Source organism: Shewanella atlantica (assembly GCF_003966265.1).
Taxonomy (GTDB): Bacteria; Pseudomonadota; Gammaproteobacteria; order Enterobacterales; family Shewanellaceae; genus Shewanella; species Shewanella atlantica.
Genome location: NZ_RXNV01000008.1, coordinates 1 through 13,317, shown reverse-complemented (window position 1 = coordinate 13,317; position 13,317 = coordinate 1). Strand labels below are relative to the sequence as shown.

Genomic DNA, 13,317 nt, shown 5'->3' with positions numbered 1-13,317 from the left:
AGATTACATTTAATCCTCAACATCTACTGGTGGGGATATGTAGCCCATATAGGCATTAGTCTTAAGCGGGATAAAGCGGTCTAACTGAGCTATCTCCTCTATGCCTGTAACTATGACCTTAATATCCAGACCTCTTGCAACATTGATCAATGCGCGGCACAGTTCGCTACTGTGTTCACTCTCATCATAATAGGCAAATGATTGATCGAGTTTGACATAACTTGGTCTTAGGTTTTGAAGGTAAGACATGGAACCAAACTGACGACCGAAGTGGTCGATACCGAAGTGTGCGCCATTATCTCTAATAATCGTGCAAAGCGCCTGACAAGCGTCAGGATCGCTATAGACGCCGGCTTCAGGTATATCGAAACAGATGCGTTCAGATAAGCCTGTTGAGCGTAAGAATTGGTTTAGCCATTCATGGAACTTAGGATCGCTCAAACTTTGGAAGGTTAAGTTAATTGCGATAGGTTCAAAACTCTTATCCAGAAGGCGATCTTCATGTACTTTCTCTATGAGACACTTATCCAGTAAAGAGCCAAGTGATAACAGCTCTACATAAGGCATAAACTGCCCCGCATGGACCATCTTTTCACCGAGCTCAAGTTGACAGTACAACTCTCTTTGCATGATATTATCGCTGTCATTGAGCTGTACGGGTTGCCACTTAAATTTAAAGCGACGCCCATTGATTGCTGCGCTCAAGTGTTCACGCCACTGCTCACGGGTGAACAGTTGTTTCTCAGTATTTTCAAACCAATGAAAAACTTTATCCTCTTTTATTGCTTTTTGAAGTGCATTATCCGCTTGCGCCAAGATGTCTGATACAGTCATTTGACCTATGCGCTCTGCAACACCTATAGCAAAGTGTTCATTGGGCTTGCAGCCTGCTTTAGACATCTCTTGGTTAATTGTGCGTATCAGAGTCTGAAGATATTTGCTGGTTTGATCATGTTCGGAACTGGTAATTAAGAAGGCAAATTCATAAGCTGCAATTCTTGCTACAACAGAAGTCGCGACCTCATCTAAGTGCTCGGTCAGCTTCTGAGAAAGTAATTTAATCGTCTCATCCCGGACCTGATAGCCGTATTTGCTATGCACTTCCTCTAACCAATCCAACTTAGCCATGACCAGAGCACCACTTTTTGGCTCATTGAGCCAACTACTTAAATGGCCCATCATATATTGACGGTTTGGAAGACCAGAGACCTGATCGACTAAGTTCTTTTTACGTAGCTCCCCCACCTCTTCATCGAGAGAGTTAAAGATTGATTTTAGTTGATCTGACATGCTGTTAAAGGCGAGTACCACGGACTTTAGCTCTGTGGTCTTAGGTACAGGCATATCCGGCCCAAATTTTCGTTGTGAGATCTCTCGAGCGTGTTCCGCAATGGAGTGCAGAGGCTTGAGAATCCAAGTTAGTCCTACTCGAGCGAATACAATTGCAATTAAAAAAAGTAGTGAGAATACGATAATCGCATTGCTCATGGTGCGCCACAGTTCGTGATAGCCAAATCCCGGGTGAGCGGTTATCTCGAGTCGAGCCAGCTGGATCCAGCCGGAGGTGATGGTACTTTCCTTCCTGATTGTCTTGAATAGATCCAGGTCGATAAACCATTGCGGGACGCCTTCGATCTTAACTGAGTTTTCCCAAACCTGTTGCTTGCCATCGACTAACCATGTCAGTTTTACCTGCTGGTAATATCCACCTTCAAAAATAACATTGATCAGTGTTTCAGCACCGACAATATCCCCTGCTTCAAGATCGGGTACTAACATGATCCCAAGAGAGTTGCTGGTGTTGTTAAGATCTGACTCCATCTGCTTGGTGAGAAAGCTTTGAGTCTCAGTGAACTGCACATAGCCTAGACTCGCCACCACCAGTAGAAACAGGCCAAACAGTAGTGAGTATATCTGTCGAAACAGTGTCATCTTTCTAGCTACTCCAATCTTAATTTGGGCTGTCTAAGTCTTTCGACACCCAATCTGTATTTGAGATCATTCCATTTCGCAAGCTTTTTAGAGGAACCTGCAAGAACGCCTCGTCCTTTTTCCTTGTTAAGCCACAGCTGTCGACCATTAAAGCTGTAAACCGGTAATAAGTCTTTTCTCTGGGTAGCGGGTTTAATTCTTGTATCTAGATTATCGAGTACCCAGGGGATAGCAGAAGGTGTTTCATAATAAGCCAGAACCATATGATATTGGTTAACGCTCGTTGCTTTTACCATGGTGATCCGCAATTTTTCTTCCGGCACACCAAGTTGGAGTAGGGTGAAATACTTAGCTATCGAAAAGTCTTCACAATCACCGCCGTTAACACCAATAAACTCCATAGGCGTCGACCAGTAGTTACTATCACCCCAAAGTTTAATGTCATCGACAAAACGAAAAAGATTAAAAAAGTTGTTCACTTTAGTCATCTTTTCCTTTTCGCTTAACCCTTGCGCTTCATCAAGCACCCTAAACCATGCTCTGGCTCGTTTACCTGCGCGTTCACCATACTTGGACTCGAGTGTCGAAGTGATATGTTCCCTATCCAGCTTTTGCGTGGGTGAGGCATAAAGGCATGATATGGCTAGAGTCAGTGCCAGTAATATGAACTGGCAGACTTTTCTGCATGCTAATTTACTACAATAAAGCCTGCCATTCATGATGCTTGGTTTATTTCCTTACTTCACTTCTTCATCAACGGTATAGATATGCCATTTCATATCTGCCGTTGTGTCTTCTCCGGTTACTTCAGCAATGACGCGTCTGTTACGGGTATGGGCAATACTCGTCTCACTCATATCTACGGGGCGGTCATAACTGTAACCTATAGCGGTTAACCTGTCGGGCTCTAGGCCGAACTGCTCAGTCAGTACGCTTGTTACCGCATTGGCCCTGTTCTGTGAAAGCGTTACGTTATGCTCATAAGAACCCGTCTTACTGCAATGCCCTTCAATGGTCACAACAGTATTTGGATAATCAGTCATAAATGTTGCTATGACCTCTATTTGACCATAGTACTGAGGGTCTATGTAGTAAGAGTCGTTTGCAAACAGAATCTTAAGCTCAGAACGTTCATTAATCGGCCTAACTTTACCACAGCCGTAGTTGTCTATTGTTGCACCTAATATTGTATCATTACAACGCTCTCGGGCGACAATAACACCGTCGGTATCTAGATCGTTTAGATCATGGATTTGTTTGGTTGGTTCATCCATGGTGGCGATATCGCGGGATGAACAGCCGCCAAGCAAGGCAATACTTAATATGAATATGAAGGTTTTCATTAGTTAACTCCTCCTTCGTAGTTACGCTCACCTTGCCATACATCCGGGCGAGTGACTCTTAATGATTCCAATAATCGGCCTGTAGCATTCAAAATACGGTATTCAGAAAGGATCTCATCGTATTCAGCTTCCAGGTAATCTTTACGGGCTTCGAATAGCTCGTTTTCGGTATCCAATAGATCGAGTAGAGTACGCTGTCCCAGGTTGAACTGTTGGCTATAAGCGACTTGGGTATCTTTAGCCGCGATAACATGTTCACGAATATACAGTTTTTGTGGTTCCAGCAGTTCGTAAGCATTCCAGGCCAGGTTGACCCCCTCAACGACTTGACGATGAGCGCGTTGACGTATCTCTTTGGCTTCACCGATCTTGTATGCGGCTTCCTTCTCGCGGGCGAGGTCTTTACCGCCTGCGAAAAGGTTATATTTAACTCTGACCATGGCAACCAGATCGTTACTGTAACCACCGACATCGTTTAGAAATAGGCCTGAACCAGAGATCCCCTCTTCACCATCTAAATTGTTATTCCAGTTACCCTCCAAATCTAAAGTGAACTTCGGATAGTAGTTGGACTGAGCGGAAGATTTTTCGTATTTAGCCGCTTCAATATCGCTGGCAGCCGATTTTAAAATCGGATGATTCTCTTGGGCTATTTGCACACTTGTGCTGAGATCTTCTGGTAGCATGTCGTCATCGGGCACCGGAACAATTAAGCTTTCGGGTTGTTGCTCTACCACACGGATAAATTGTGCTTTTGCATCGAAAAAGTTATTTTTAGCCGAGATAAGGTTGGCATTGGCACGAGCCAGACGACCTGTTATCTGCGACAGATCGGCAATTGAGCCTAAACCTGAATCGGTTCTCTGCTTAATCTGATCGTATATCTCTTGATGGCTGGCCAGGTTTTTCTCTGCCAACGTCAGTACTTGCTCGCTACGGATGTAGTTGACATAAACTTTAGCCACGTCGAGAGCCATATCTTCGGCAGCCGAGAAGAGTGCCCATTGCTCGGCACTGGCTTCGAAACTATATCTGTCGACCTCGCTACTGGTATAGAAACCATCAAACAGCATCTGCTTGATGCTGAAACCAGCCTCACCACGTTCCAACTCAACAACACCATCAGAATCTACTTCACCTACATTTGGCTTTCTGCGTGTCGATGGACTATCGGTTTGCTCATATCCATATCCGCCACTGATATCTATCGTTGGCATGTAACCGGCTACTGCCTGATTTACCTGCTCTTCACGTGCTTTAAAGCGATTGAAAGCGATTCGGATTTCAGGATTAGTATCTAAAGTGTGTGCGACTGCCTGTTCCAGAGTCTGGCTGAAAGCCGACGCAGGAATGAGCAATGCGCTAACGGCTAACGCTAAGCCGCTGCGTTTTAGTTGCCGAATTTTACTGGTGTTCATGTTAACCCCTCCAGGTTGATTTTCTTAGGCTAGCGCTCTCTGAGCGCCGTATCTTTCGCCCTTAAAATTGGATTAAGTATGTACTCTAAAACGGATCTTTGCCCAGTAATTACATCAACCGAGGTTAACATCCCTGGTATAATTGGCATTTCAGTGCCGTCGTCCTTTTTTAAGCTAGATAGTTCAGTTCGTACTCTTACAAGATAGAAGCTGTTCCCCTCCTCATCTTGAGTTGTATCCGCACTAATATGCTCTACAACCCCGTTTAACCCGCCATATCTTGTAAAGTCATAGGCAGTGACCTTAACGACTGCGGGTAAACCGGGGTGCAGGAATGCGATATCTTTCGGAATTATTTTAGTTTCGATTAATAGCTGATCTTCCGACGGGACAATTTCGAGTATGTCGATACCCGGCTGCACTACGCCGCCAAGGGTGTTGATATGAATACTCTTAATGGTTCCATTTACCGGTGATGTTATCTCGGCTTTACTGACTTTATCCTGCGCACCGACTTGAGCCTCGCTCATCCTGGATAGCTTGGTTTGCATCTCGTTGAGTTGGGTTCGAGTTTCGGCGGCAAAGACAAACACTGCCTCACGACGCTTCAGAATTGCTTCATCTTGTGAGGCTTTAACTTTTGGCCTTAACAGGCGAAGAGAGGAGAGCTCACCTTGAATATCGTTAACGGTTCGCTCAAGTTTCAGTAGTTCAACTTCGGGAACGATCCCTTTATCTGCTAAAGGTCTTGTGAGTTCTAATTCTCTTGAAACCAGTTGGAAACTTCTTGTGAGTGTATTGATTTTCGAGGCGAGCTCTTCAGTTTCCTGCTGTTTTTGCTGGATCTGTCTGGCTAGAATTTCGAGTTGATTGCTCAGACTATCTAATCGCCCGGAATACTCTTCCGATTGACGTTTTACCAGTTCAGGCTCTTTCTCTATTAGCTCTCCTGAAAATAACAGAGGTGTTTTTGTTATTTTTACCTGTTCTCGCCAATCAGATGACATATCAGAAATGATAATACTGTTCAGCTCGGTTTCGAGTCGCTTTACGTTAGCTTGCAGGCTAAATACCTCCTGCTCCTGTTGATCGAAGTCGGAACGGAAACGCGTATCATCGATGCGGACCAGGGCTTGCCCCTTAGTGACATGCATACCCTCCTCAACGTAGAGTTCCTGCATTACCCCGCCATCAAGGCTCTGAATCACCTGAATTTGAGAGGAGGGGATAACCTTGCCCATACCTGTTGTGACCTGATCTAACTTAGAGAAGTAAGCCCATAGAACAAAGCACAACGCAAATGCTGAGAGTGCCCAGATGATCAATCTGTGGCTGGTCGGTGCATCTGTCATCATGGCACCGTATACATCATCGACCATTTCCAGATCTTGAGTCGTCAAATGTTTACTCATTTCTCTGACCTCCAGCGAGTAAGCCTTTGCTCAGTTTTTCCAGTACTTCATTTTTGGGGCCATCGGCAACCACATGGCCTCTGTCGAGCACGATAATACGGTCGACCAGCTTTAGCAGATGCATCTTATGGGTGATAAGCAGCAAGGTCCTGTCTCTCGTGACGTTCTCCATGGCTTTTATAAATTGTTTCTCGGCTCTTGCATCTAAACTTGCCGTCGGTTCATCCATAAGGAGTACAGGTGGATCGTTCAGCGTCGCCCTCGCCAGAGCGACGGTCTGCCTCTGACCCCTGGATAGTGCGCGGCCACCTTCACCTACCTGTTGATCTAACCCTTCAGTTTCCAAGTCGGTAAACTGGCTGATGCCAGATAGTTGCACTGCCCGGATCAGCTGGTGCTCAGATACCTGACGGGTGCCAAACAGGATATTGTCCCGGATAGAACCATGGAACAAAGTGATATCTTGAGGGAGGTAACCAAAGTTACGTCTGAGATCTGTAGGGTGGATCTGAGCCGAGTCCAGTCCGTCATATCTCAGGCTTCCCTTGCTTGGTTGATAGAGTCCGACCAGCATTTTGGCCAGGGTACTCTTACCCGAACCATTTCGACCTATGATAGCGACTCTCTCGCCAGGCTGAATGTTAATTGACATAGGATGTAAGACTGGCTTTTCCGAACCAGGATAGGAGAAAGTAACATGGTCGGCACTCATCTGTCCCTGAAGGCGCTGTCGGCTAACCAGATGCCCCTTATTCTCAAATTCATCCTCTTGGGTCATTATTTCATTGAGTTGCCGCAGTGCACTCGCCGTGTGGTTACCGCGGGTCATAAGGCCTGCCAGTTGAGCCATCGGAGAGATTGCCCGGCTCGATAAGATCACTGCCGCGATGATGCCACCCATAGATATCTCGTTATCTGCAACGCGATATACTCCCAAAATCACCACTGACACAACAGAAAGCTGTACTGTAAAATTAGCCAGATTGGTCACCGAGGTTGAAATTTTCTTCGATTTCAACTGCCAGTTGGCAGTATGACCAATCATCTGCTGCCAGCTTTTCTGTACTAATCCCTCTGCACCACTGGATTTTATCGATTCTAATGAGGCCAGCGATTCGATAAGGTGACCATGTTTCAGGCTGGAAAACTTGTTGCTCTCCTCGATCGCGGCTTTTAATTTGGGCTGCATGATCAAGGTGTAGGTGATAATTATAATTCCGCCAAATAGAGGAACCAGAGCTAGGTCGCCTGCAACTAAGTAAATAATTAACATGAAGAGGATGGCGAATGGTAAGTCTACCAAAGTGGTAATCGTTGCCGAAGTGAGAATATCCCGAATACTGTCAAACTCACCTAACTGTCTGGCCATGCCGCCGACACTGGGCGAGCGATTCTCCAGCGGAATGCCTATAGCTTTGGCAAACAGTTTGGAAGAAACGATGATATCGACCTTTTTACCCGCTACATCGATAAGGTATGCGCGAAGTTGCCGCATGATCAGATCGAAGATATAGGCGATACCCGCACCTATGGCTAACACCCACAGGGATTCGAATGCCAGATTAGGGACGACCTTATCATAGACATTCATGATAAATAGCGGTGAAACCAAAGCGAAAAGGTTGACCAATACCGATGCGATTAACGCATCCCGATAGATAGGTGCCGAATCTTTAATTGTTTGAAATAACCAGTGCTTATTACTGTCATGAAGGTGAATATCGAAGCCCATGTCGCCACGATACTGCTGCTTAACCATAAACAGGTATCCGACATAGATGGCTTCAAGATCTTCAAGTGATAGCGTCTCTTCGCCCCCGGTCTCCGGCAGCTGAATGACAGCCCTGTCTTTCTTAACATCCAGCTCTCTAAGCAGACAGGCTTTCTTATCTTTTAATAGCAAGATACAGGGCAGGAAAATAGGTGATATCTGGTTTAACCCTTTACGGGTTAACTTTGCTGCCAACCCTGCTCGAGCAGCGGCTTGAGGCACCAAGTCTGGTGTGAGTACACTACCGGACAGGGGGAGTCCTGCTGCCATAGATTCACTGGAGCAAGGGCTGCCGAAATATTCGGTTAATAACACTAAACTGTCTAACAGTGGATCGACTGACACTCTTTGAGAGGCAGAGACGGTCCATTGCTCAGTTTTCTGAGAGGCTGAAACAGACACCTAAAAGCTTATCCTTAAGATTTTATTATGGAATTATTCTTATTGTATTATAAAAGTATTAGTCAAGATGGTCTATTTTGCTATAGACCATCTTGATAATTAGCGGGTTTATGGAAGTAGATAGGTAATTTGATCATCATCCGGGTGTTGATTAGACCCTGGACCTTCAGAAAATGTGGTCGAAGTCACCTCTGTATCGGTTGAGGTGCTGACTATTAACGCTCCCTCGCCACTAGTGCCGAGTAACCCTTGAATAATCGCCCCTTCACTATCTCCAAACGCATCACTGAGGTCGACCCCATCTAAGACGATATGCTGCTCGTAATTACCATCGAGATTTGCATCGATATCGATAGATGTCGAAGGCGTCGAAGTTGTATTATCGACAGTAAAGTGGAGGTATTCAGAAAGTTGATGTCCATTCTCTACATGCAAAAGGTCACTAAGATCTAGTTTATCTTCACCGAGGTTGAAATCAGTAATATGATCTGTACCGGTCGAACCCGCGGACCACACGAAGGTATCTGCACCTGTGGGGCCGGTAGGGGCGTCGCCGGTTAGAGTATCATCGCCTAAGCCACCGATAAGCGTATCGTTACCGATTCCTCCAATGAGGTGGTCCGCCCCCGAACCGCCGTCCAAGGTATCGTCACCACCCTGACCGAAGAGGATATCTTTACCCTGGCCGCCGCTGAGCGTGTCATCACCGTCATTGCTGTTTGATATATCAAATTCTGATATATGGTCACGAATGTAAGCATGAATATCTTCCAGATTAATATCGTTAGCAGTTTGACCTGTCTCATCTGCAATATATTTTTGCAGTGCTACAAAGCCTTGACCATCAATATCTTCAAACTTCACCAGATCACCGAAGATAATGTCATTACCTTGTCCGCCATCAGAGTTGTCATCTCCTTGACTTAGCAATGTTTCTGAACCAAGGATTACACTGGCTAGATCGCTAACATTAATCTGTGCTTGAACTTCACCGTCTGTGTCATAGAGTTTGAGCGTTTCAGTTGATACGCCTCCCCCTATACCTACTGCTCTGACTTCAGATACGGCATTTAACAGGCTAAATGCATGCAGGGTTTGGTTATTTGTACCAGAGTTATCCGTATAACTATAAGTACCATTTTGATTGACAGTGACCTGTCCTAGGTAATCACCAGTGTAAGCCGAGTAAACACTTCCACTGCTATTTACAAGTGTCTTACCACCAACCTCAATGGTTTCGCCATCCTGATAATTACTACTGTTGAGTAAATCCGTTAACGAAATAAAATGATTCGTCTGACTGTTAACGCCGATATAGAGTGAATCTGCGCTATCAATATGCCTATTATTCGGGTTTCCATCGGTAATAAAGTAAGTCAGGTTACTGCCGCCATTATTTGCGATACCGTCACTATTAAACCACTCGATGACAGAATCAAAGCCTGCTTCGTAATTCGTATTTTGATTCTCTCTTGTATTAACAAGGTTTAACTCAGCTAAAAGTTCATCTAGTGCTTGGTTGTTTGCTTGCTCTCCTAAGTCACCCAGTTCGATCGATTTATAGTGCTTTGTATTATTGGAAAAATCGACCAATAGAATGTTGAGCGTACCAGCTTGAACGCCATTTGCGCTATCAAGTAGAGTCTCAAAAACACTGGCCAGCTGGGCTTTTGCCGTTTCAATCTCACGGCTCATGCTACCTGATGAGTCTAAGATAAAGGCCAGGTTATAGTCTTCTCCTGAGACTATCTGCAGGCCTTCGGTATCACTTACTATGATGTCATGGTTGTCGGTACCACTAAGCGTGTTATCTCCGTCGGTACCAGAGTTATATTGGTAACCCCTTGTTGGTATGACATCAAAGAAAACTGTCGCAGTATCAACCAGACCTGAAGGATCTGTGATGGTGTAATCGAAGCTGGCAGGCCCTGTATAACCCTCTTCAGGAGTGAATAGTAGGTTACCGAGTGCATCAATTGAGACCGTTCCATGACTTGCATTACCGGCACTGATAATCTCGATGGCATCACCATCGGGGTCACTATCATTTCCTAAGATTGTCGAGGCCTGGAAGGTAAATGCTGTGTCTTCCATAACATGAGCTGGCTGAGTGAGAATCTGATCACCCAGTGGTGTGTAGCCACCAATTTGGCTGCCATCTTGTTCAAATTGGCCAATTTCAATATCTAACTCGTAAGCACCACCTTGGTCCCAATAAACGATCTCTATTTCATGGCTACCACTTGTTGCTATGTCAAAATAGATATGGCCTTTATCACCAGGCTCACGAGTCTTAGCCGATTGGTTAGCAGAGAAGACTGCTACGAGTTCACCATCAATCTTAATCGCATATCCATCATCGGCTGTCACTTTTAAGCCATAGCGGCCAGCGTCAAGTTCTACTGCACCTTGCATATGCAAGATAGCATCTGAGGTGTTACCTGGATCAGCTGTTAGACTCGCTGCATCGCTACCTAGGAAGGTTTGTAAACTCTGCCCAGTGCCTAAATTACCATCTCCCCAGCCATAACTTAGGCTAGTCGCAGTAAACAGAGCGTCTGGATCATTGTTGTTAATAAATCTCATCACCTGATCAACTGATGAGAGGTTTCCTCCGTCAGGACCTTGGTTATAACCATAGTAGCTACTCGCTAAGCCGCTACCAAAATAGTCGTTTTCAGCATCGGGTGCTTGGTTATGGTCAGCGACATTAACAGTGACACTCGATGTTGCACTCGCCCCTGAACCATCGGTGGCAATGACTTGAATACCCGTTACTAACAGGTTGTCGACGTCAATATTGTGCGGGAATTTTCCAAGTAACTCGACATCGAGAATGACCGAGCCTTGTTGTCCTGCTGCAATTGAGTCCCAATCCAGGGTCAGTTTAAGCAGATCTCCACGTCCATTCATTGAACCAATGAGGTCGCCACTTTCGATACGCCACTCCATATCTTGGCCCTTAGGTAGGCGAATACCCTGTACCTCAATGTTGTTGGTATCACCAAAGCCAAAGGTATTGATCTCAGTATCACCCGCTTTGAACAGCAATGACTCAGTGTCATTGTCAGCAGCATCAGAGAGTAATGTGGCTTCATCGAGCTGTGCAACTGCGTTGGTAGTTACTACTGATAATGATGCTGGGGCATTAAGTACCACGCTGAAATCATTATCACTGTCCACATCACCATCGCTGTCAATTATATCCACGGTAAAGTCGAGTGTCGTACCGGACGTATCGATTGTAACTGTCTCGGTAAATAAGCCCTGAAGGTTAAAGTCACCGCCACTATCAGCCTTCGAAAGCTTCAAAACGTTGACTTCAACAATCGATGAACTGGATAGGGCTGCTTCAAACTCATCACTTGTGCCGGTGAAAGTGAAATCATCGCTCTCTCCCAGCGCATTCTTACCCTGCACATAGAAGGTGGCATCGCCAGTATAAACTTTACCACTGTTTAAACTTAAGGATATTTGAATATTGTTAGTTGTGGGCTGCTGGAATGACAGAATAAGTGTGTCGCCGGCACCAATATCTTTTCCTGAGCCGACCCCTATACCATTGTTGCTGTTGTTTACAGATGCCACATTGCCATTGGAGATACCTGTCACAGTACATAAGGTATCTACAGTGGCATTGGTACCGTATTGCAGCTCACCGTTAAGATAGATAAACAGGTTGTCACCGTTACCTGCCGTTATGCTTCCGGTGAAATCAGCAGTGGTTTCTTGAATAACTGTGATCGAATCTTCCAGATTAACGACATATTCGCCGGAGTTAGGATCCACGGATAGAGTAAAGACCAGTGATTGCCCAGCATTTGCATTACTATAGCCCGATATCGTGGTACCTGAATCTGTATAGGCATACATAAGATCTGGATTAGCTGGATCGACATAGTAGTAAATTGTCTCCCCACCGGTAGTCAGGCCTGAGTCAGCAAAATACAGTTCATTACCCGTCTCGTTACTCCAACTCGCTACATTGCCTGTCAAATCTGCAGAGTAATCAGTATCAGCACCACCAACTGTAAGGCTTCCAGTGTATGTACCAGTTAGGTTGTCACTAACAATGCTGTTTACTGATGCCTCAGGTGCATCATCTTCGATAATAACGTTGAAACTGCCGTTGGTTGTTCCACCATTGTTATCGTCAACGTTTATACCGAAATCTAAGGATAGTTCGTCTTCAGATGTTGTATCTGAATGTTTGACTGGAGCTAGTAGAGTAACGTCATAGCTCCACTCACCAGAATCGCTACCATCGGGTGCTGTCAGTACAACAGTCATGACTTCTTGGTATGAGTCGGCCCCCTCAACGCCGATATAACCAGTTAATGTACCTGTCTCCTCATCCCATGACCACTGAACCGTTTCACCACCTGAGATCAATGTTGTTGCAGGACCTGAAAGAGATACAGTTAAGGTGTCGCTATCAACATCTTCAATATTGATAGTACCGCTTGCAGTCACTGCGTTAGTCGTATCTGTATTGCCTATATCGTCAATCAGGCCACCAGTTAGACCCTCTTCAGAGACTCGGGTGTTGGTGGTTGATTGGATTGTTGGATCGTCATTAACGTTGGTGAGGTCAATAGTCACGGCGGCGATATCGGTGAGGCCAGCCGTGTCGGTTACCACAACATTGAAGTCGAAGCTGCCCAGGTCGGCATCATCGATATCTTGGTTCAGGGTGATCACACCCGTGGTGGCGTTGATGGTGAATACGCCATTGGTTAATGCGCCACCTTCAAAGCTGTAACTTAAGTTGTCACCGGCATCCGGGTCATCGGCGATAACCGTTCCGACGACGGTGCCAGCAGTGGCAGCCTCTGCCAGCTCACCAAAGTCATAGGTATCGGTGTTAGCGGCGTCACCGGCCACATCGGTCCCGGAGCGGAATTCAGGGGCTTCATTAACGTTGGTGAGGTCAATAGTCACGGCGGCGATATCGGTGAGGCCAGCCGTGTCGGTTACCACAACATTGAAGTCGAAGCTGCCCAGGTCGGCATCATCGATATCTTGGTTCAGGGTGATCA

7 protein-coding genes are annotated in these 13,317 nt (G+C 45.7%); all 7 read right to left on the bottom strand.

Going from position 1 to position 13,317, the window contains the following annotated elements; all coding sequences use genetic code 11:
• Window positions 1-9: 9 nt before the first annotated feature.
• A complete protein-coding gene (locus tag EKG39_RS15770; RefSeq protein ID WP_126506869.1) occupies window positions 10-1,932 on the bottom strand; it encodes a bifunctional diguanylate cyclase/phosphodiesterase in 1,923 nt (640 codons plus the stop codon).
• Window positions 1,933-1,940: 8 nt separating this feature from the next.
• On the bottom strand, window positions 1,941-2,651 hold the full coding sequence (locus tag EKG39_RS15765; protein WP_126506867.1) for a transglutaminase-like cysteine peptidase: 711 nt from the start codon (window positions 2,649-2,651) through the stop codon (window positions 1,941-1,943).
• Between the two features lie 18 nt (window positions 2,652-2,669).
• Window positions 2,670-3,275: an OmpA family protein gene (locus EKG39_RS15760; protein WP_126506866.1), complete on the bottom strand. Its 606-nt coding sequence runs from the start codon at window positions 3,273-3,275 to the stop codon at window positions 2,670-2,672.
• Window positions 3,275-4,693 (bottom strand): TolC family outer membrane protein, encoded by a 1,419-nt coding sequence (locus tag EKG39_RS15755; protein ID WP_126506864.1) that lies wholly within the window; start codon window positions 4,691-4,693, stop codon window positions 3,275-3,277. Before EKG39_RS15755 ends, EKG39_RS15760 begins: the two co-directional genes overlap by 1 nt.
• 29 nt (window positions 4,694-4,722) lie before the next feature.
• The gene (locus EKG39_RS15750; protein WP_126506862.1) at window positions 4,723-6,105 is read right to left on the bottom strand and encodes an HlyD family type I secretion periplasmic adaptor subunit; all 1,383 of its coding nucleotides are present in this window, start codon (window positions 6,103-6,105) and stop codon (window positions 4,723-4,725) included.
• Entirely contained in the window at window positions 6,098-8,278 is a 2,181-nt protein-coding gene (locus tag EKG39_RS15745; RefSeq protein WP_126506860.1) for a type I secretion system permease/ATPase, read from the bottom strand. Before EKG39_RS15745 ends, EKG39_RS15750 begins: the two co-directional genes overlap by 8 nt.
• A 108-nt stretch (window positions 8,279-8,386) precedes the next feature.
• A partial coding sequence (locus EKG39_RS15740; protein ID WP_126506858.1) for an Ig-like domain-containing protein occupies window positions 8,387-13,317 on the bottom strand: 4,931 nt, incomplete at its 5' end.

What these genes read in the sequence shown, in the direction of transcription:
- EKG39_RS15770 (WP_126506869.1), bottom strand. Translation starts at nt 1,932, where the DNA reads ATGACACTGTTTCGACAGATATACTCACTACTGTTTGGCCTGTTTCTA.
- EKG39_RS15765 (WP_126506867.1), bottom strand. Translation starts at nt 2,651, where the DNA reads ATGAATGGCAGGCTTTATTGTAGTAAATTAGCATGCAGAAAAGTCTGC.
- EKG39_RS15760 (WP_126506866.1), bottom strand. Translation starts at nt 3,275, where the DNA reads ATGAAAACCTTCATATTCATATTAAGTATTGCCTTGCTTGGCGGCTGT.
- EKG39_RS15755 (WP_126506864.1), bottom strand. Translation starts at nt 4,693, where the DNA reads ATGAACACCAGTAAAATTCGGCAACTAAAACGCAGCGGCTTAGCGTTA.
- EKG39_RS15750 (WP_126506862.1), bottom strand. Translation starts at nt 6,105, where the DNA reads ATGAGTAAACATTTGACGACTCAAGATCTGGAAATGGTCGATGATGTA.